Here is a 20249-nt window from a genome sequence, read left to right as displayed (position 1 = left end):
TGGTCCCTGGTCCCCACTCAGGGTGATCCCTGATTTTCGCCCGGTATGCGGGCTCGTTGGGCCGTCTGGCGTGTTTTCCCGCGTACGTTGGCCAGCAACCACAGGGAGGGGAAACAGTGACTGAATCCGATGTCCAGCAGGGTTCCCAGCGCGTGCGGTTCCCGGGCATCAGCCCCCGGGCCTACGAGCACCCGGCCGACAGGGGCGCCATGGCGACCCTGCGTACCGTGCCGGGGGTCTCGGACGTGTTGAAGACGCTCAACTCGCTGTTCAACGAGCGGGCCGAGCGGCTGGTGGCGGTCGCGTCGCACGTGCGGGTCGGGCCGTCGCAGTACCCGGTGCTCGACCGGCTGCGCGTCGAGTCGGCCGAGGTGCTCGACCTGGAGAGGGTGCCCAACGTCTACGTGGCCCGCGACCCGAACGCCGTGGCGCGGACCAGGGGCATCGACGAGCCGTTCATCGTCCTGTCGACCGGGCTCGTCGAGGCGTTGGACACCGAGGCGCTGCGCTTCGTCATCGGCCACGAGATGGGGCACGTGCTCTCCGGGCACGCCGTCCTGCTCACGCTGCTCGACCGGCTGCTGCGCCTCCAGCGCTCGGTCGCGTGGGTGCCGATGGGCGTGATCGGCCTGCGCGCGGTGATCGCGGCGCTGCACGAGTGGCAGCGCAAGTCCGAGCTGAGCTGTGACCGGGCCGGGCTGCTCGCCGGCCAGGACCCGCAGGCCGCACTGCGTGCGCACCTGTACCTGGCGGGCGCGACCGACCTCAGCCAGATCGACATCCCGTCCTTCCTGGCGCAGGCCAGGGAGTACGAGGAGATCGAGGACATCCGCGACAGCGTCATCAAGCTGCTCGCGGTGGAGAGCCAGACGCACCCGTTCGCGGTCGTGCGTGCCTCGCAGCTCCAGCAGTGGGCCGCGTCGGAGGAGTACCGGACCATCCTGACCGGCGACTACAGGCGCCGCGACGGCGAGGACGAGCGCAACCCGCTGTCCGAGGACATGCAGGACGCCGCGAAGTCCTACAAGGACGCCTGGAACAACTCGACCGACCCGCTGGTCAAGGTGTTCAGCAACGTGGGTGGCGCGATCACCGACGTCGCGGACAAGGTGTTCAGCGGGTTCCGCCGGGGCGGCCCGCAGGACACCACCCCGGACGACGGCGCCAACGGCACCCGTTGACCGTCGCTCGACGCGGTTTGTAAGTTGCTTACGGGTCGTCCTTCGGCGCTCGTGAGCGAGGTTCGATGCGGAACATCGTCGGCTCGGCGATCGTCGCGCTGCTGGCACTGCTGGTGGCACCCCAGACGGCGTTCGCCGGGCCGGACGGCACGGGGCGGCTCTCCGTCACCGTCCTGTCCGGCAGGCCGGACACCGTGACCGGCGGCGACGCGCTGGTCAGGGTCTCCGCGCCACCGCACCTGCCGCTCGGGCGGATCCGGGTGGCGGTCGGCGCCCGGGACGTGACCAGCCTGTTCCGGCCGGACCCGGACGTCCACGGCATCACCGCGCTCGTCGGCGGCCTGCGGCTCAGCGTCATCCGCGCGACGGCACCCGGCGCCGGGTCCGACTCGCTCGCGGTGCTCGACCACCCCCTCACGGGCCCGGTGTTCTCCGGCCCGCACGAGCATCCGTTCATCTGTGAGACCGAGCAGTTCACGCTGCCCGTCATCGGCGGGACCCTGGGCGAGCCGCTGGACGACGACTGTTCGGTCGCGACGCGCGTGGACCACTTCTACCGCAGCACTTCCGGCGCCTTCCGGCCGTGGCCGGACACCGGCCGGTACCCGGACGACCTGGCGACCACGACGACGTCGCTGGGCGTCACGGTCCCGTTCGTCGTGCGGATGGAGACCGGCACGGCCAACCGCGGCATCTACCAGACGGCCGTGCTGCACGACCCGCTCGCGGAGCCCGAGCCGAGCCCGTTCGCCCGCCCGGCCGGGTGGAACCGGCGGCTGATCTACACCCTCGGTGGCGGCTGCACGGGTGGCTGGTACCGGCAGGGGAACACGACCGGTGGCGTCACCGACGCGTTCATGCTCGGCCAGGGCTTCGCCGTCGCGTCGAGCTCGCTCAACGTGTTCGGCAACAACTGCGACGACCTGACGTCGGCCGAGACGGCGATGACGGTCAAGGAGCGCTTCGTCGAGCGGTACGGGACGGTCGCGCACACGATCGGCTTCGGCTGTTCCGGCGGCTCGTACCAGGCGCACCAGATCGTCGACGACTACCCGGGGATCTTCGACGGCATCATCCCCGGCTGCTCGTTCCCCGAGGTCGGCTTCGGCACCGTCTCGATGATCACCGACGCGTGGCTGCTCGACAACTACCTCGCCACCGCGACCGGCTGGTCCGCGGAGCAGAAGCGCGCGGTGACCGGGTTCGCCACCTACGCCACCGCGCCGAACGTGGCGGTCGGCGCGCGGCGCATCGACCCGCGTGCGTTCTGCGGCGTGCTGCCCGAGGAACTGCGCTACGACCCGGAGACCAACCCCGACGGCGCCCGCTGCGACGTGTTCTCCCACGCCGTCAACGTCTACGGCACCGACCCCGCCACGGGCCTGCCGCGCAGGCCGCTCGACAACGTCGGCGTGCAGTACGGACTCGCCGCCCTGCGCGACGGGGTCGTCACCCCCGACCAGTTCCTCGACCTCAACGAGCGGGTCGGCGGCTTCGACGCGGACGCGAACATCGTGCCGGGGCGCATCGAGGCGGATCTCGCGGCCGTGCGCACCGCCTACCGCACCGGCAGGCTCACCAACGGGGGCGGCGGCCTGAAGGACGTGCCGATCATCGACTACCGCGCCTACGTCGACGACCAGCCGGGCGGTGACATCCATGTGCGCTACCACAGCCTGTCCATGCAGGCGCGGCTCGAGAAGGCCAACGGCACCTCGGCGAACCGGGTCAGCCTGCTGGAGGACGCGCGCTACGGCCTGTACAGCACGGACAGCCCGCTGCTGCGGCACGCGATCGTCCAGATGGACCGGTGGCTGACGGCGCTCTCGCGGGACACCTCGACCGCGCCACGCATCGACAGGATCGTCCACGCGAAGCCCGCCGAGCTGCGGGAGGGCTGCATGACGCGGACGGCGAACCCGGCGTTCGTCGCCGAACCCCTCGACCGCGACCCGGCGAGCACGTGCGAGGCGCTCTACCCGTCGGCGTCGTTCCCCCGCGAGGTCGCGGGCGCGGACATCGCGGCGGACGTGGTCAAGTGCGTGCTGACCCAGCCGGTTCGCGGTGACTACCCCGCGTTCACCGACGCCCAGTGGGACCGGCTGGGCGCCGTGTTCCCGACCGGTGTCTGCGACTACGACCGGCCGGGCGTGGCACAGCAGGGCCTCGCGGGCACCTGGCTGCGGTTCTAGATCTCGCGTGCCTTGATCATCCGACGGCGGCGGATCGCCTCCTGCAGCGCGGCGAGCGCGTTGCGCGCCGCGATGTTGAACATGCCCATGGTCAGGTCCTTCTGACCGAACACGACCAGCAGCACGCTCGGCTCGACCGGGAAGACGGCGACGTACCCGGTGGCGCCCTCGAAGATCGACGCCCTGGAGTCGCCGATGTCGGCCTGGCTGGTGAACTGGATCGCGATGCTGGCGGCCGCGGCGGCCATCGCCGCGACCGTCTCGACGTGGATGTCGCGGGTGTCGGTGGCGAGAACCAACCCGTCCGCGCTGGCCACCAGCATGCCGTAGATGTTGGCGTCCTTGCCGCTCACGCTGCGCAGCGCGTCGTCCACCACCGACAGGTCCGCCTGCCCACCGCGGGTGGACCGCGTCATGTCACCCGATGCCGAGGACACCCGACGCCTCGGCAGCCGCGCCGCGTCACTCATACCGTCAGGTCACCCTCGATGCGCCTGAGGTGGTGGCGGGCGAGCGCCAGGTTCGACCGCGACCGGTCGAGGACGAGGTAGAGGAACAGCGACGGGGAGCTGCTCACGTTGTCGCTGATCAACCGGATCAGGTGGTACTGGCGGCCGAGCGTGATGAGGATGTCCTCGATGGTGTCGTCGAGCGCGAGGGCGGCCATGACGCGCATCTTGGCCCGCACCACCTCGGTGTTGCCCGCGGCGGCGACGTCCAGCTCGAGCCAGTCGCCGCCCCCCATCGTGCCGAGCGACATGCCGCTCTCGTAGTCCACCAGCGCGACACCCACCGCGCCGTCGATGGACATGGCCTCCTTGAGAGAGGTTTCGACATTCATGCCACTCGCTCTCCTATTCACAGACGAGCACTCCCAGCCCTCGGTACGACATTCGGCGCAGCACAAATCACATCATCACCGGCATTCGCAGTAATCGATGGAGTCCCGCCGCGCGGCCACTCTAAGACCATTCAGGACGAGAGTAAACAACCGGCCCCCCTGATCACAGAGCGTAGTCGCATAGTCCGTTTTCGACCGCTTTCCGCTGGTGACGAGGGCTGTGGTTGGGGCATCAAACTGCCGATTGCACGTTGCATATTCCGCTGACCAGAACCGTGGCCCTCGATTTGGTTGCCCGAACAATAAGGCTCACACAATCCGAATCGCCGCCTAGCGAAAGTGGTAACGCCCCGTACTGGACCGACCACCGGACCGGTAGGTGCGCCGACTCCCGGGAGAGCGCACTACCCTGGGCGCGTGCCGCGGTCCCCGACATCGACCTATGTGGAGTCGGCACCGCGGCCGGCGCTGGCCGGCGTGGTGCGGACCGTGTGGGTGCAGCACACGGGGGCCGAGCCGTACGCGCAGCGCAACCTCCCCACCGGCGGCGTCGAGCTGGTCTGCCGGCTCGGCGGCCTCCCACGCCTGACCGGACCACTGACCAGGCCGGACGTCGACGTGATCGCGCCGCACACCACCGTCGTCGGGGTCCGGTTCTCCCCCGGCACGCTGCGGCTGCCGGTGGCGCTCGACGAGCTGGCCGACCAGCGGATCGGGCTCGACGAGCTGTGGGGGCACGACGCGTCCCGCCTGGGTGAGGCCATCGCCGACGCACCGGCCGGGGCGACGCTCGACCTCGTCCAGGACCACCTCGCGTCGCGACTGCGACCGGGCGCCGCCGACCCCCTGGTCGCCGAGGCGGTGCGGCGGTTGATGCCGTGGCGGCCCGTCGAGGTCGCCTCGCTCGCCGACGACCTCGCCATCTCGGCGAGCCAGCTGCGGCGCCGGTTCCTGCGGCGCGTCGGCATCGGACCGAAGCCACTCCAGCGGACGCTCCGCTTCCAGGGCTTCCTCGCGCTCGCGCAGGCCGGTGTCGGCGACGGGCTCACGGGTATGGCGCTCGACGCCGGGTACGCCGACCACGCACACCTGTGCCGCGAGTGCCTGCGCCTCACCGGCCTCACCCCGCGCGAGCTGCTCGGCGCGCCGGACCGCTGTGCGTGCGGGCACGACCACTCCGCGTCGTACCGTCCCTTCCTGGCCGACCTGCGTGTTCCGGCCGGCGCGGGTGCGATGGCGTCGTAGACTCGCCCGCGTGCGGGGGGAGGGTGTCGTGGCCGCGACGACGATCGTGAACGCGAAGGTGTTCGACGGGACCAGATCGCGGGACTGGACGTCGGTCCGGTTCGCGGACGGCGTGATCGCCGACTGCTCTGCCGCCTCGGCCACCCGTGACGGCGACCAGGTGATCGACGCGGGTGGCGGGACCGTGCTTCCCGGGCTGATCGACACGCACGTGCACCTCGTACCCGGTGCCCTCGCGCAGTCGCTGACCTTCGGCGTCACCACCGTGCTCGACATGTTCAGCAAACCCGACCTGGTGGCCGAGGCCAAGGACCAGGCAGGCTCGCGTCCGGACGTGGCCGACGTGCGGTCGTCGGGTGTCGGCGCCACCGCACCGGGCGGACACCCGTCGATCATGTACGCCCCGTTCCCGACGTTGACCGCCACCGACCAGGCCGAGCGGTTCGTCGCGGAACGGATCGCGGCGGGCTCGGACTACCTGAAGATCTTCTCCGGCACCGGGGGGCTGTGGCCCTCGCTGGACGCGGGGACCATCACCGCGCTGACCACCGCCGCACACGCCAGCGGGTTGGTCGTCGTCGCGCACGTGTCCTCGGTGGCCGGGGTCAGGGAGGTCGTGGCGGCCGGTGTCGACGTGGTGGCCCACGTGCCCGTGGACGCCGAGCTGGACGAGGCCCTGGTCGGACGCATCGCCGACGCCGGCATAGCGGTCGGCCCGACGCTGGCGACCGTCGAGAACACCCTCGGCGAGTCGGGTGGCGCGGCCGTGGTGGCTGACCCGAGGCTCGCCGACGCGCTCGGGGAAGCCTGGACACGCCGGTTGGCCACGAGTGTCTCGGGCTGGAACGGCCGCCGGATGCCGCCCTACTCGCGGGCCGAGGACAACGTGCGGCGACTGGCCGAGGCTGGGGTCACCCTGCTGGCGGGCACCGACGCCCCGAACCCGGGAACGGTGTTCGGGGCGAGCCTGCACCGGGAGCTGGAGCTACTCGTCCGCTGCGGCATCAGCCCGACGCAGGCCCTGGCCGCCGCCACGACCGCACCGGCACGGGTGTTCGGCCTCGCCGACCGGGGACGTGTCGCGCCAGGACAGCGCGCGGACCTGGTCCTCGTGTCCGGTGACCCGCTGACCGACATCACCGCGACCCGCGGGATCGACCGGATCTGGCGCGCGGGCACGGCCTGCGACCGACGCGCCTTCGTCGCGAGCGCCGCGGAAGCCGAGCAGCTCGACGCCTTCGACGCCCAGGTCGCCAAGGCCGTGGCGGCCGTACGCGAACGCAGGGTGACCCGGTGACCGCGCGTCCTATCGGGTCTGCACGGGTGCGGACTCGTTGGCACAGAAGATCAACGGGCCCAGTCTCGACTGCCACTCCGTCAGCTCGTCGATCCACCTGGTGACCCGGTAGCGGTCGAGGAGGAAGCAGGTCGTCACCATGGCCGCGGTGAAGGCGGCGGCTCCGGCGAGGGTGATGGCGATGACCCGGAACGGCGTCCCCCGCACGGGGTCGCCGAACACCAGTGCCGCCGTGGCCGCCAGGTCCAGCAGCACGACGCTGGTGAACCACGCGAGGTAGACCTTGGTCAGTCCGTCGTACCCGTTGCGGATCCAGCGGGTGACGGGGATCGTGGCCCTGTCGACGAGGTCCTGTCGCGCCTGGGCCAGGTCCAGGTAGACGGACACGGCCTGCCGCTGGGTCTTCCTCGACCGCGGATGGCGCCACTCCTTGTCGGTCGTCAGCCTGTCGTGGAGCCGCAGGGCCGCCCGCCGGAACACCCAGTGGTCCGGGGACACGGGCGGTGGCCACGCGTCGTCGTCCTCGGTGGTCCGGCGCCACCAGCGGTGGAAGTAGAAGACGGTGACCAGGACGATCACGGCGACGTACCACCACTCCCACTCCTGCCAGCCACCGTCCTGGGTCATGGCCCTCGACACGGAGAAAGCGGTGAAGAGGACCAGGAGTGCCGGCAGGAGCCAGCTCCTCGACAGCGCCTCGCGGTGTGATCGGCGGCCGGCGTTCCGGTCGAGGCGGACCCCCACCCTTCTCAGCGACCACGACGTGACGACCGTGAACGCGGAGGCGAGCGCGAGCAACGCGGCCGACGCGAACGCCGGCAGGGCGAACATCCGCCACAGCGGTCCGGCGTCGAAGAACAGCACCGGTGTCACCAGGAACAGCAGAAATGCCAGCCCGGCGATTCTCAGCCCCGTTCTCTTCCGCCCGGATCCCGCCCGTTCTTTCGGCGGTACGGGGTCGTCGACGTCGATGTGGTGTTCGATTCGCCGAATGAGGTTGTCCACATCGGAACGGAGTTCGGCGGACCGGATGCGTGCGGTCTGGATGAGCGAGAGGTCCGCGATCTGCTCGGGGAGTTCCTCCCACACCGGCGGCTTCGCGTCCTCCAGCAGGACCGGGATCACGGTGATGGGCTTCTCGAGCGCCGTGGCTATCTCGTAGAGGACCCAGTCCTTCCAGCGCGTCCGGCCGAACGTCTCGAGCCAGCCGTCGTGGATCACCGCCAGCAGGACGTCGCAGCCGAGCAGCCGGTTCCTGATCTCCCCCGAATACTGCTCCCCCGACGGAATACCGACGTCGAGGAAAACCTCGTCGTCGCCGAAATGGTGGGCAAGACTTTGGGCGAGGGCCGCGACCGACATCGAGTGCGTACCTCGCCGGTAGTTCACGAATATGCGGTACATGGTTTCTCTCGGATGAGCTTGATTACCTCGCCTGCGCTTACTATTTTCGAACCGTGGAGAACGAGACCGAGACCGAACCTCCCACGCCCGCGCAGACGCGGTCGGCCGTGCGGGAGCTGATCAAGCTGGCAGACGACTGGCGCAGCAGGACGGTCGCCATGCGTGAGAACGACGACCTCGTCCGACTGTGCGGCGAGGTCGTCGAGGACGTCACGATGATCCTCGAACGCCAGGGCGTCGAGGAGTTCCGTGCCGAGCCGGGCAGCGAGTTCGACCGGCGCCGCCACCGCGCCGTCGGTACCCGGCCGACGGACGACGAGGCGCTCGACGGGCACGTCTGCGACGCACGCAGGCCCGGGTACCGCACCGAGGAGAAGGTCGTGCGGTTCGCGGAGGTCGTGGTGTTCAAGTTCGCCGCGGCCGACTAGACGACCACGGGCCGCGTGGCCCACAGGGCGATCAGCATGACGACGGCCAGCACCGTGAGCACCATCGCGATGATGAGTCCAGCCATCGCGACCCGCCTGCCGGTGATCACCGCGCGTGGGATGTCGTTCATCGCAACGCCTTCCTGTCCAGTAACCAGAGCACCGGGGCGGCCGGGTCGTCGTTGACGACCTCGCCCGCCGTCGACCCGAGGTCCCGCGCGTCCTGGTAGCTCACGACGAAGTACGCCACGGTCGCGAACTGGTTGTCCATCGAGGACAGCAGGTCGCGCTGTCCCATCTCGGTGAGCCAGTCCCGTGCCGCCGCGTCGTGGTCGGCCCGGCTCCCGAGCACCCGCCCCGCGTACGGGTGGGTCGGTCCCGACGGCTCCAGCAAGGCGTCCGCCTTGGTGAGCACGACGGAGACCGGGACCTTGATGCGCTCGCTCGACTTGACGCGCAGGTGTTCACGCAGTGCCTCGGTGAACCGTTCCAGCGCCTCCTTGGGCGCCGTGTTGGACGCGCCGACCCGCCCGAGCACCGCGCGGTCGGTGTCCGACCGCACCTGCCGCAGCGAGAACGGGTCCACGATGAACACGATCCCCTTGGTGTGCTTGAGGAACTGCGACTCCGCGAGCTGGTCGGCGCTCTCCGGGATCTCGCCGGCCGGGTCGTACAGGTACAGCAGGCGCCGGGACCTGCTTCCCTCCGCGCCGACGTAGACGTTGTAGGCCCGGGGCCGGGTGACGGCGGTCTTGACGGCACGGCGCGGATCCTCGAGCACGCCCAGCTTGAGGTTGCGCTCGAAGTCCTGCTTCGCGCGCTCGTCGGCGAACTCGAAACCGTCGTCCCGCAGCATCAGCCTGCTGACCGCCGTCTGCATGTAGACCGACTTGCCCGCGGTCGGTCCCGCGATCACCGGGATGTGCACCGTCGGCGCGGTGAGCCCGTGGATCGGCAGCTGCGCCTTGCACTCGGCGCACTGGGCGGGGAGCTTCGCCTTGCCGTTCGCGAGCAGGGTCGGCAGGACCGTCTGGCACGCACACGTGCGGTGGAGCACGCCCGCCATCCCCGGCAGCAGCCGCCGGTGCTCGCTTCGGCAGTCCGGGCACCGGTAGATCGGCCGCGTCGCGCGGACGTGACAGGTGCCGCACTCGATCGTGATGCCACGCACCCACAGCACGCCCACCTCGAACACCCACGACCCGCCCGCGGTGGCCACCGCGGACAGCACGAGGAGGACCAGCAGCACCGCGAACACCAGGGAGGCGACCGCGACGAACGTGCTGGCGGCCAGGGCGCCGAAGAACAACCCGGCGATCACCACGACCGCGGCGGGGTACTTGAGAGCCGGGTAGAGCATGGAGCTCTCCGCCCACCCCCACACCTTCGACGCCCAGGACTCGGGGCCGGGCCGGTGCGCCTTCCTCGAGTCGATGTCGCCGATGAGCGTGGTCCACATCTCGCGGTAGGTCTGGGCAAGCACCATGCGGTAGTCGCGCAGCACCGGCCCCGCGTAGTAGCTGCGGTAGGCGGGGTCGGCGCCCTTCTCCTGCCTGGGTCCGATGCGCAGGTGCTCGATCGGGCCGTTCGGCACGAAGCCGTCCAGGGACGCGACGATGTACTTGTAGGTCCCGAGGACGAGCGCGAGCGCGGCACCGGCCAGGAAGGCCAAGCCGAGCACGGCGAGCAGGAAGCCGAGGAGGTACATCCCGATGGAGATGACCACGATGACCGCGACGGCGGCCAGGCCCAGGTAGATGATCGGCACGGTCAGCGCTCCCTGCGTAGCCCGAGGCGGTCCAGCAGGCTCCTGCGCTGGTGGGTCGAACGCCAGTTCCGCCACCACTTGGCCCAGCTGTCGTTCGGCGGCTTCACGTCGACCGTCAGCCTGCCCGCGGTCGGCTTGAGCAGGTCGCCGATCTTGTCGAGCTGCTTGGGCCTGCGGCGTTTGAGTGCCGCCGCGAGGGTCTCGTTGATGAGCTGCTGGCGGGCGCGCGTGTCGGAGATGCTCCACCACACGACGATCGTGGGAGCCACGAGGTTCGGCGACGCCTTGGCGAGCGTGGCGCCCGCCTTCTCCCCGTAGGCGGCGAGGAACCGCCTGCCGCCGACGTCGAGAGACTGCTCCAACAGCTCGCGGTGCTGGGCGGCGTCCGCACGCAGGATGAACATCGCGAGGCTGCCGAGGAGCCGGTCGCCGACCTTGGACGGCAGCGACTGGTACAGCTCCAGGCTGTCCTCGACCATCCGGCCCGACCCGTTCCTCGGCGACGCCTGGCGGAAGTGGCCTGCGAGCTTGGCCGCCCGCAGCACCACGACGTCCGTCGGTGCCAGGCCTGCCGCGATCCGGGGCTCGAGCAGCGCGTCGACCAGGCGGAGCTGCTCGGGTGCCTGCTCGTCCCGGTCGGCCTCACGCAGCACCGCGCCCGCGATCCGGTCGAGGAGCCGGGAGTGGGTCAACACCTCGACCGACAGCGTCCGCAGCACGCGTACGGCGTCCTGTGTGGACGGTTCGGCCGGCCACAGGACCGCACCGAGCCGCGACAGGTCGACGTCGCCGCCCGCGGCCACCTTGGCGAGCACGTCGACCCGGTCCTCCTTGCCCGCACGCGCCAGCACGAGATCGGTCAGCATCGCGACCCGCGTCCCCGGCCGGCACCGGCGCAGCAGCGCGGCCGCACGCGGCGGCAGCGCCTCGACGAGCGGGACCAGCTCGTCCCGCGCGGCGAGGCGCTGTTCGAGCGCGCGTGCCGTCGCGGCGCAGAGGCTCGGGTCGTCGGCGAGCCGGTCGAGGAGAACGTCCGATCCCGTACCGGTGATGGCGGGCAGCACGGCGGAGGTCGCGACGTGGTCGAGCTGCGCGGCGTCGAGCCGGGGCAGCCACAGCCGTTCCGGTGCGCCCAGTGCCGCGACGTAGTAGGCGCTCAGCAGGTCGGCGGGCAGGGGTTCCCGCCTGTCCACGGCCTCCCGCACGAGGTCGGACCAGCGGGTCAGGTCCACGGGCCCGCCCGCCTCCCGCAGCAGGCCTGCGAGCCGCCGCCACCCGGTGTCGCCGAGCACACCGGGTGCGCGCCGCACGGCCAGCTCGACCGCGTCCAGCAGGAGCGGGCCCGGCACGTCGGACACGGGGTCGCCGGTCGCGCACTCGACGAGCACGGCGAACGCGTCCAGCTCCCCCGCGGCGAGCGGCGGGGACACGCGGTCCCACCCCACCAGGCTCGCCGACGTGACGTCCCCTGTCGCCCAGAGCCGGGACAGCAGCACGGCGTAGCGGGTCGGGTCCTCCTCCGCCGAGTTGGTGGTCATGTCGACGACCGTGAAGTCCCCGTACGTCGGCAGGTGGACGTCGGGCGTCGTGCAGCTGACGAGCACGCCCGCGTCCTCGGGACGCGAGGTGTAGGTGAGGAAGGAGATGCCGAGGACCAGGTCGCGGGGGAAGGACTGGCACAGCGCGGCGAGCCAGAGCGCGGCCGTCTGGTCGTCACGCACCACGAGTACGACCCGGCCACGGCCGCCTGCGAGCACCCGCTGCACGGCGCTGGTCATCAGCGCGAGCCTGCCGGTGCGTCCCGGCTCGGACAGGAACCGGCGGACCTTGGGGCGGGTCGTGGTGCCACCCGGCGTGACGGTGTCGAGCGCGGGCAGCTCGGTGCCGCCCGGCCGGGTGTGGACCCAGGTCGGGCTGCGCCACATGTCGATGGGCAGCGCCTTGCCGAGCTGGCGGTCCGCGTCCTCCAGCAGCACCGCGTGGGCGAAGTAGTTGCCCGTCCTGCCGGTGAAGTCCGACCCCGTGTAACGGCTCTGGAACAGCGTCGCGGCCTGACCGGACGGCACGTAGCCGAAGGCGACGGGGAACGCGCCGAGGTCGCCGCCGTCGCCCTGCGCGGCGAGGCCCGGGCCTGCCTCGTAGGCACTCGCCCGCACCGCGAGCTCCACCAGTGGTCTGGGCGAACCCGCCGTCATGGCGCTGACCTGGAAACCCTGGATGCCCTCCAGCCCGTCCTCACACGAGGTGTAGTGCAGCTGGTGCATGGTCATCGCTTGCCTTTCGTCATCCTGATCGCGCCGAAACGGGCCAGCAGCCACAACATCGGGTCCTCGAGGCGGTAGGGGTGAACGCCCTGCGGGGCGAGGTGGTTGCCGTCGACGGGTGGCGCGCCGAGGGCGGACATGCCGAAGTACCGGTAGGTCTCGAACGCGTTGGCGATGCTGCGGTCGAAGGCCGGGTCGTACCACTGGTTGAGCCACGCACGCACCTCCTCGTGCACGTCGAGCCCGTCGGCCTCGTCGTAGACGCCGACGTGCCCCGACGGCTGGTGCAGCGGGGACTCCTCGGGGAACATGTCCGACAGCAGGTCGAACTTGGTGAGCGCGATCGCGAGCGGGGTCCGCAGCCGCCTGCCCGCCTTCGTGCCGCCACGCTCGCGCAGCAGCTCGCTCAGCCGGTTGAGCACGTGGAGCTGTTCGGTGTAGCCGGATCTCGCCCCGTTCGAGCCGACGTGCTCGCGGACCTTGGCCATCTGCAGCGGGTCGAGCAGCAGGATGATCCCCTCGGCCGCGTCGAGGTAGCTGATCAGCTGGTCCATCGCGTCCGCACGGGCCACGTCCTCGCCTGCGGTGTCGTAGAAGACGGTCACGACCGGCGCGACGTGGGTCGCGCCGAACATCCCCGTGCGGCGGAACCGGAGGCTGAACATCAGCGGCTCCGGTGCCTTCACGCGCGCGGACGCGGTCTGCCGCAGTGGCCTGCGCTCCTCGAACAGCGGCGTGTCGAAGTCCCGGTGGTACCGGGTGCGGGACTCCTCGCCGAGCAGGTCGAGCGACATCCCGGCGAACCGCTCGCTCACCTGCCCGCGCTGGAACTCGTGCACCAGCACGCCGACCCACGTGCTCTTGCCGGAGTCGGCGGACCCGATCACCGCGATGTTGCGGCCGCCGCCGTCGACGTACTCACGCAGCAGGTCCCGGCCACAGCTCGGGCACACCCGCCTGCTCTGCGGCAGCCTGCCGTGCGGGCAGCGCTCGTTCTTCAGCTCGCGCTCGGGGAAGGGCGTGCCGCGGTGTTCGCAGCTCTCGCCGCAGCGCATGTGCAGCTGGTTGCGCCGGTGGCTCGTCCAGCAGTAGGGACATTTCGTCGTGGCCATCTACTCGTCCTCGGACACCAGGGTCTCGGCGGTCAGGTCAGTACGAGCTGGTCGGGCCGGGAGGGGACCAGGACCGTACGGTCGTCGCGGGCGAAGGCACGCACGTGCACCGGCCTGCGCAGCCCGGCGGGCACGGTGAACTCCGCGCGGACCGGCGCGGTGCCCGCCTCGACCCGCAGCACGTGCTCGCCGTCGTCCGCGTCGAGGGGGCGCAGGCCCGACCTGGCGGTCACCACGATCGCGGGCAGCTCCAGACCCGGTTCGCCACGCACCACGAGGACCCGCAGGCGTGGCCGCCAGAACGGACCTCGCTCGATCGTGTAGTCGACGGTCGCCCGCGTCTTCTCCCGCTTGAGCACGAGCGGGCCGAAACTCCGCGCCCTGCCGTCGGTCAGGACCGTGCAGACACCGAACCAGTGGTCGCCGTCGGGCACCGGGAGCGAGACGCCGCTGCTGTCGTAGGTCACCCTCGTGACGTCGAGCACCGACGCGTCGGGGTCCGTCGGGCCCGTGGGTTTCGCGGCGGTGCGCCACACGACCCGTGCCGCCGTCGCACCCGCCGGCCACTCCCAGGTGAGCTGCACGGTCGCGCCGCGCCTGCCGGTCCGCAGCGACCGCACCGAGCCGTGCCGGACGTCCACCGTGCACGGTGTGCCGATCGCGGCCAGCTCGCCGAGCACCGTGACCGGCACGAGCCGCTGCCGTTTGTCGGCCGCGTCCAGCCTGCCGCGCAGCCTGCCCGTGCCCGCGGGGCCGACGGACCTCACCACGGTGCCGTACGAGCGTGCCTTCGCCACGGGGAGCACGTCGTGGCCGGGTGGGTCCACTCCGGGCGCCAGCGCCAGCACCTCGACGTCGCCTCGTGCCGGAGGTGTCCAGGACGCGGTCACCTCGCCGCCGTCGACCTCGGCGGCGAGGTCCGTGACCGGGAGGGGGACCTCCTGGCAGCGGGCCGAGGCGTGCACGCCGCCGCTTCTGGCCGTGGTGCCGTCGGCGAGGCGGTAGGTCGCACGGACCACGTAGTCGTGGGACCGGCCGGGCCGCACGTCCCGGTCGGCGAACCTCGACGAGCCCACGTCGCGGATCGGCCTGCCGTCGCGGGTCACCTCGGCTCCCGACGCACCCGAGGGCAGCCGCCAGCGGCCGGTGATGCCGTCCGGCTCGCCGCGCAGGTCCAGGTCGAGCACGTCACGCAGCACCGTGACCGTGCCGGTGCGGGCCGCCCGCGCGGACGGGCTGCCCTCGCGGAGCGTGTGGACCTGGTAGGTCAGCGGCGTCCCGCCCGGCGGGTCCTCGTCGACGGTCTCGAGGCCTGCGGTCTCCTCGCACACGACCGTGCCGCCGCGGGTGACGCGGTAGCCGATGCGACCCTCGGTCGCCGTGCTCGGCCGCCAGGACACGACCACCCGGCCGCCGGTCGCGACGGCGGACGCCGACCCGGGTGGCGCCGGACGGCAGCGTTCGATCGCGGTGTCGACCTCGCGGTCGCTGAGCCGCTCCCGGATCCGGTGGTACCCGGCGACGGCGGCCTCCACGTCGGTGCCCTCGATCGCCCTGTACGTCGCCACCTCGGCGTCGAGGGCGGCCAGCTGCGCGGTCAGCTCGTCGCGCCGGGTGCGCCACTCGTCGCTCAGTCCCGGTTGCCCGTCGAGCACGGCGAGCGCATGTCGCAGCCGCAGGTCCCTGGTCGCGGCGCGGTAGTCGTCGTGCCAGGCGGGTTCCGCCGCGGCCGCGCTCGCGAGGTGGCGGCACCACGTCGCGTAGGCGACCGCGCCCGCGTCGGCGGGCAGACCGAGTGGCCGCAGCCGCTCGGCGGCGCCCGCGGCGGCCGAGGCGACCTCGGCGTAGCCGTAGGTGACCTGTGCCGCCAGCGCGGCGAGCAGCTCGTGGCGGAGCACCGTGACCAGCTCGCCCGCCTCCAGCCACTGCTGGACCCGCTTGAGCAGCGTCGTCTCCGCGCTGGTGCTCGCGTCACGGGAGACCCGCAGCCGCTCCCGCCGGGTCTCGAGGTCGCGGGCGGTGGGGGTGGCGCTCCCGAGGGTGGTGGCGAAGTACTCCCACAGCGAGTTGTGGTGCAGCTGCGAGAGCAGGTTGGGGGTGTCGGTCCACTGGCGTGGCTCCGGCGTGGCGGGCAGCTCCACCGGGTCCAGCTCGCGTGCACCGATCTCCTCCAGCGCCGCCCGCACCGTCGTCGGCGTCAGCGCGCCCTTCGACTGCCGGACGCGTGCCTGCACGTCGGCCGTGGACATCCCCGGCGCGCCACGCAGCTCCTGGCGCAGGCTCGCGCCGAGCTTGCGCCGGTGGGCGGCGACCTCGCGCCGGTGGGCGGTCAGCTTCGAGTGGTCGGTGAGCGTCGCCGTCGCGGCGGCGTGCTGTGCGCGCAGCTGTTCGCAGGCACGCTTGAAGCCGCGGTACTGCTGGCCGCCGAGCCTGCGGTTGACCTCCGCGAGCGCGGCACGGATCGTGCCGCTGTCGGTGGCCTCCGGCGACAGCAGGTACACGCGGAACAGGTCCCCGTCGGGGCGCCAGCCGTCCTGCACCGGCTTGAGCACCTCGTCCACGAACCGGTCGCTGTCGAAGCGCCACTCGCTCACCGCTGGATGGCGGGCAGCGGCGACCGCTTCACCTCCTCCGGCACCAGGCCGCTGATCTTGGCCTCCAGCGTCAGCTCCTTGCCGTTGCTCGCCACGGCGGTGATGCGGAGGATGCCGTCGGCCTCGAGGATGAACGAGACCTCGAGCGGCTGGCCCGCGGGCTTGTTCGGCGGCAGGCCGGTCAGCTCGCCCTCGACGAGCTTGAGGTTGTCCTCCAGCTCGTCGCTCAGCACGTCGGTCGTGGACTCGTACACGGAGACGTTGACCGTCTCCTGCCCGTCCGAGATGGTGTAGAACGTCTCGCGGTGGGAGGCGGGGATCTCGTCGTTGGGGCGGATCAGCCAGGCGACCATCAGCTCGTCGGCGGACTTGTGCCGGTCACGCACCGCCGCGATGCCGTACCCCTTCGACGTGACGTCCACGATCTTGGGCAGTGCGGCCCTGCCGGGCAGGCCCGCGACCGGCGACGCGGTGCCGTCGGCCTCGGCGACGCTGTTGGCCGCGAACAACGCCGCGCCCTTGGCCACGATCTGGTCGGGGTCGGCGAGCTGGGGTGTCGGCAGGTCGGGGAACTCCTCGACGAGCCGCTGCTTCACCGCGGGCGAGTGGGACATGCCGCCGACCAGCAGCAGCTCGCTGATCCTGGTGACGCCCTTCTCCCTGGCGTGCCCCAGGACGTCCCTGGTGAAGTCGAGGGTCCTGCCGAGCAGGTCGGCGGTGGTCTCCTCCAGCTCCCGGCGCGTGATCTCGATCTTCGCGCGCCGGCCGTGGGCGACGATGGTGCCGCTGTAGGTGTCCCGCCGGGTGAGCGCCTTCTTGGCCTCCTCGGCGAACAGCTCGACGGCGCCCGCCGCGTCGAGGTCCGTTCTCGGGTCCTGCCCGGACTGCTGCTCGGCGAACTTCTCACAGACGAGGTCCGCGAGCTTGCTGTCCCAGTCCGCGCCGCCGAGGTGGTGGTCGCCGCCCGTGGCGACGACGCGGATCTCGTTCTCCGTGACGTTGATGATCGTGACGTCGAAGGTGCCGCCGCCGAGGTCGTACACCAGGACACTGCGGTCCTCGCCCGAGGAGATGAGGCCGTAGGCGATGGCCGCGGCGGTGGGTTCGTTGACGATGTTGAGCACGTTCAGCCCGGCCATCTCACCCGCGTCACGCGTGGCCTGGCGCTCGGCGGCGCCGAAGTAGGCGGGCACGGTGATAACCACGTCGGCGAGCGGGCCGTCGGCGGGCACCTCCACCCCGAGCACGTTCAGCGCGTCCTCGACGACCTGCCGCAGGATCAGGCCGGAGATCTCCTGCGGGTACCGCTCCCTGTCGTCGATGCCGACCGTGAACCCCTCCTCACCCATGTGCCGCTTGATGAGGTCGACGACGCGGCCGGAGTCGTGCCCCAGCTCGTTCTTCGCGAACTTGCCGACGACCACGTTGCCGCTGTCCTCGAAGAACACGACGGACGGCGTGGTCAGGTCGCCCTCCTGGTTGGGCAGCACGGTGGCCCGCCCGCTTTCGTCGAGAGCGGCGACGCACGAGTACGTGGTTCCGAGGTCGATACCGAGTACGGGACGGCTCATGACTGGTCCTTCGTGGAGGGTGGGTTCCTGTCGCCACGCAACTGTCTGGTCAGGTGGCCGTGGTCGATGCGCTGGTCGGCGACGACCGCCCTGCCGCCTCTGGCCGGGCCACGTGCGCCGGTGGCCGCGCCACGGCGTCGGCGGAACAGGAAGGCGACGAACGTGAGCAGTGCCAGCCCGGCCAGCGACCCCAGGATCGTGCGGGCCAGTGGGAACTCGGGCGGTTCCGGGCGGGGCAGTGCCGCCACGGACACGCCGCACGAGTTCGCGACTATCTCGTAGAGCCGACGGAGCAGGCCGGTCGTGTCGGTGGTGTAGTAGTCATTGCCTCGGGCGGGGCCGGTGATGGTCCGCAGGTTTTCCTCGGCGCCGGTCGCCAGGTCGACCCCGACGGCGGAGACTCGTGTGCCGTCGTTCTTCAGCTGGTCGGCGGCCGCGGCTGCCGCGGCGACGGCTTCCTCGCCCTCCCGGACCGGGTCCCCGTACACGGTGGGAAATCCGTCCGTCACCAGGATGACGACGTCCGGATCGAGCGAACGGGCGGCGACGAGGGCCGCTTCCCAGTTCGTCGCGCCGCCCGCGCCCGCGTTGGCCTCGAGTTCGTCGATCCGGTCCTTCAGGTCGTGGCGTGCGTCGTCGTCAGAAACGTCCACGGCCCTGGCGACGACCTCGGCGTCGGCGTCGAAGCCGATGATCGACACCTCGGAATGCTTGTCGCGCAACGAGTCGACGACGTTACGTGCGGCCTCGCGGACGTCACCGAACCGTTGCGCCATGGAACTGGACTGGTCGACGACGAGACCCAGTCGCAGCGGGCACCTGGCAGGCCACGGCGGGTTGGGTGTGTTCGGCTGCGCTGCCGCGAAACACAGGTCGCCACCCAGCATGAATACGACCGACAGGCAGACTACGGCAATCCGGCGCAGAACCCGTGGCAGGGTTCCGGAGGCGAGGTTCGGTGGTTTGGACAAATGAACGCGAATACTCTCTGATTCGACCTGCGAAGTAGACGGGAGTGTAGCCGCCGTCATACCCGATAGCGGGCGGGGGTGTGATTCTGTCCAGGAGTTGTCCATATCGGCCTCGTCGCCTGTGTGAACGGGTCGGAATTCACCAACTCAATTGATCTTGGTGTCCGACCCGGCCGGGCGCGGAATGGGCCCGGCGCCGACTCGAAGAAGTCGTATCGTTGTCATCGCGCCCCCAGGTCAGCGCTTGCGTTGCCTGTGGAGAGCGTGCCTGGGCTACCTGGATCAGAGCTTGACCAGATCTGTATTTCCAGGTCGACCTGATTCGCGTGGGTATGCCGGAGACGAGCGTGAACGCGCGGCCGGGAGGGTGCGGCGGCCCTTCGTGTTCGTCAATTGCCGCGCGGGGCACAGAGCCCACAAAGCCGGGTGTGGCACGATGTCGTGCCACACCCGGCTTTTTCGTGGTGGTTCAGGCGCAGTGTTCGAACGGGCTCGTGTAGGTGCTGGCGCCCACCGAGCCGCCCCACTTCACGCACACGCTCGGGGCGTGGCGCTTCACCGGCCCGGCGTAGTAGGCATAACTGCCGGAGTCGGTCGTCCTCGTGCTCCCCTGTGGCTCGAGGAAAGCCGACGTCGCCGACGCGGTGCCCAGGCTCGTGGACTTGAGCGTCACGACACAGTTGTCGCTGCTGCCCGAGTTGTACAACAGGTACACGCGACCACCCGTGAGCGCGGCCGAGTCGACGACGCCGAATCCGCTGCCGCAGACCTCCTCCGGCGTGTACGGGTTGCCGCCGCAGTTGTTGGTGCTCGTGACGGCCTTCTTCTGCCCCAACGAGACGGTCACGCCCTCGACGGTCGGACTCGTGTCGAGCGCGCCGCTCGCGGTGATCTGCTCGTAGTGCAGGTGTGGCGCGTAGTCGCCGCCGGTGCCGCCCACCGTCCCGATCGCCGTGCCCTGGCTCACCGACATCGACTGGCCTGGGCTGCGCACCATCGTGGCGAGGTGCGCGTACCGGGTCCTGGTGCCGTCCCCGTGCGTGATGACGACGTAGTTGCCGTACGCCAGGATGCCCACGTCACCGGTCAGCGACAGCGTCGTCGAGAACTGGGCCGTGCCGCTCGCCGTGGCACGCACCGTCTCGCCGCCGACCGCGTCGCTGCCGTAGGTCTGCCAGTCGATCGCCCCCGACGGGCTGTGGCCTGGCGACCAGTTGTTGGCGTAGAACGTCTTGCCGCAGCTGAACGGGCTCTTGTGCGCAGCCGTGATGCCGACGTCGGCCGGGGTCCGCGCCTGGGCGGGCGCGGCCGTGAGCACCGCCGTGAGCACCGCGACCACGCCGGTCACGAATGCTTTCCTGTATGACATCGCCTACCTCGC

At 71.0% G+C, this 20249-nt stretch carries 16 protein-coding genes; 5 read left to right on the top strand and 11 right to left on the bottom strand.

Annotation, left to right across the window (positions count from 1 at the left end; translation table 11 throughout):
* Window positions 1–116 precede the first annotated feature (116 nt).
* Window positions 117–1181, top strand: coding sequence for a M48 family metallopeptidase (locus tag CLV71_RS01700; protein ID WP_243866167.1), 1065 nt, complete (start codon window positions 117–119; stop codon window positions 1179–1181).
* Between the two features lie 65 nt (window positions 1182–1246).
* Window positions 1247–3373 (top strand): DUF6351 family protein, encoded by a 2127-nt coding sequence (locus CLV71_RS01695; RefSeq protein WP_133900748.1) that lies wholly within the window; start codon window positions 1247–1249, stop codon window positions 3371–3373.
* Here the strand turns inward: CLV71_RS01695 and CLV71_RS01690 are convergent.
* The gene (locus tag CLV71_RS01690) at window positions 3370–3843 is read right to left on the bottom strand and encodes a roadblock/LC7 domain-containing protein (protein WP_133900747.1); all 474 of its coding nucleotides are present in this window, start codon (window positions 3841–3843) and stop codon (window positions 3370–3372) included. The two genes, CLV71_RS01695 and CLV71_RS01690, sit on opposite strands and share 4 nt — an antisense overlap.
* Window positions 3840–4214 (bottom strand): hypothetical protein, encoded by a 375-nt coding sequence (locus CLV71_RS01685; RefSeq protein WP_133900746.1) that lies wholly within the window; start codon window positions 4212–4214, stop codon window positions 3840–3842. Before CLV71_RS01685 ends, CLV71_RS01690 begins: the two co-directional genes overlap by 4 nt.
* A gap of 417 nt (window positions 4215–4631) precedes the next feature.
* Here CLV71_RS01685 and CLV71_RS01680 point away from each other — a divergent pair, with 417 nt between their 5' ends.
* A complete protein-coding gene (locus tag CLV71_RS01680) occupies window positions 4632–5459 on the top strand; it encodes a DUF6597 domain-containing transcriptional factor (RefSeq protein WP_133900745.1) in 828 nt (275 codons plus the stop codon).
* A gap of 10 nt (window positions 5460–5469) precedes the next feature.
* Window positions 5470–6756 (top strand): amidohydrolase family protein, encoded by a 1287-nt coding sequence (locus tag CLV71_RS01675; protein WP_243866165.1) that lies wholly within the window; start codon window positions 5470–5472, stop codon window positions 6754–6756.
* Window positions 6757–6765: 9 nt separating this feature from the next.
* On the opposite strand, the gene CLV71_RS01670 is transcribed toward CLV71_RS01675, so the two are convergent.
* Window positions 6766–8160: a TIR domain-containing protein gene (locus CLV71_RS01670; RefSeq protein ID WP_133900744.1), complete on the bottom strand. Its 1395-nt coding sequence runs from the start codon at window positions 8158–8160 to the stop codon at window positions 6766–6768.
* A 53-nt stretch (window positions 8161–8213) separates the two neighbouring features.
* Here CLV71_RS01670 and CLV71_RS01665 point away from each other — a divergent pair, with 53 nt between their 5' ends.
* Window positions 8214–8588: a nucleotide exchange factor GrpE gene (locus CLV71_RS01665; RefSeq protein WP_166663874.1), complete on the top strand. Its 375-nt coding sequence runs from the start codon at window positions 8214–8216 to the stop codon at window positions 8586–8588.
* Here the strand turns inward: CLV71_RS01665 and CLV71_RS50060 are convergent.
* From CLV71_RS50060 to CLV71_RS01630, 8 genes are all read right to left on the bottom strand, one after another.
* The gene (locus CLV71_RS50060) at window positions 8585–8719 is read right to left on the bottom strand and encodes a hypothetical protein (RefSeq protein ID WP_279588707.1); all 135 of its coding nucleotides are present in this window, start codon (window positions 8717–8719) and stop codon (window positions 8585–8587) included. The genes CLV71_RS01665 and CLV71_RS50060 overlap by 4 nt on opposite strands.
* Window positions 8716–10356: a TRAFAC clade GTPase domain-containing protein gene (locus tag CLV71_RS01660; RefSeq protein ID WP_133900742.1), complete on the bottom strand. Its 1641-nt coding sequence runs from the start codon at window positions 10354–10356 to the stop codon at window positions 8716–8718. The genes CLV71_RS50060 and CLV71_RS01660 overlap by 4 nt, the downstream gene beginning before the upstream one ends.
* Window positions 10357–10358: 2 nt before the next feature.
* Window positions 10359–12626: a GTPase-associated protein 1-related protein gene (locus tag CLV71_RS01655; protein ID WP_133900741.1), complete on the bottom strand. Its 2268-nt coding sequence runs from the start codon at window positions 12624–12626 to the stop codon at window positions 10359–10361.
* Complete coding sequence (locus CLV71_RS01650; RefSeq protein ID WP_133900740.1) at window positions 12623–13732, bottom strand: TRAFAC clade GTPase domain-containing protein; 1110 nt, start codon at window positions 13730–13732, stop codon at window positions 12623–12625. The genes CLV71_RS01655 and CLV71_RS01650 overlap by 4 nt, the downstream gene beginning before the upstream one ends.
* Before the next feature lie 32 nt (window positions 13733–13764).
* Window positions 13765–16326 (bottom strand): hypothetical protein, encoded by a 2562-nt coding sequence (locus tag CLV71_RS01645; RefSeq protein ID WP_133900739.1) that lies wholly within the window; start codon window positions 16324–16326, stop codon window positions 13765–13767.
* On the bottom strand, window positions 16323–17897 hold the full coding sequence (locus CLV71_RS01640) for an Hsp70 family protein (RefSeq protein ID WP_133900738.1): 1575 nt from the start codon (window positions 17895–17897) through the stop codon (window positions 16323–16325). The genes CLV71_RS01645 and CLV71_RS01640 overlap by 4 nt, the downstream gene beginning before the upstream one ends.
* The gene (locus CLV71_RS01635; protein WP_166663873.1) at window positions 17894–18784 is read right to left on the bottom strand and encodes a vWA domain-containing protein; all 891 of its coding nucleotides are present in this window, start codon (window positions 18782–18784) and stop codon (window positions 17894–17896) included. Before CLV71_RS01635 ends, CLV71_RS01640 begins: the two co-directional genes overlap by 4 nt.
* A 553-nt stretch (window positions 18785–19337) precedes the next feature.
* Window positions 19338–20237 (bottom strand): M23 family metallopeptidase, encoded by a 900-nt coding sequence (locus CLV71_RS01630; protein WP_133900736.1) that lies wholly within the window; start codon window positions 20235–20237, stop codon window positions 19338–19340.
* Window positions 20238–20249: the final 12 nt, after the last annotated feature.

Origin of the sequence: Actinophytocola oryzae (assembly GCF_004364325.1) — a bacterium.
GTDB classification, from domain to species: domain Bacteria; phylum Actinomycetota; class Actinomycetes; order Mycobacteriales; family Pseudonocardiaceae; genus Actinophytocola; species Actinophytocola oryzae.
The sequence above is the reverse complement of the archived record's forward strand: the minus strand, read 5'-3'. Positions and strand labels throughout refer to the sequence as shown.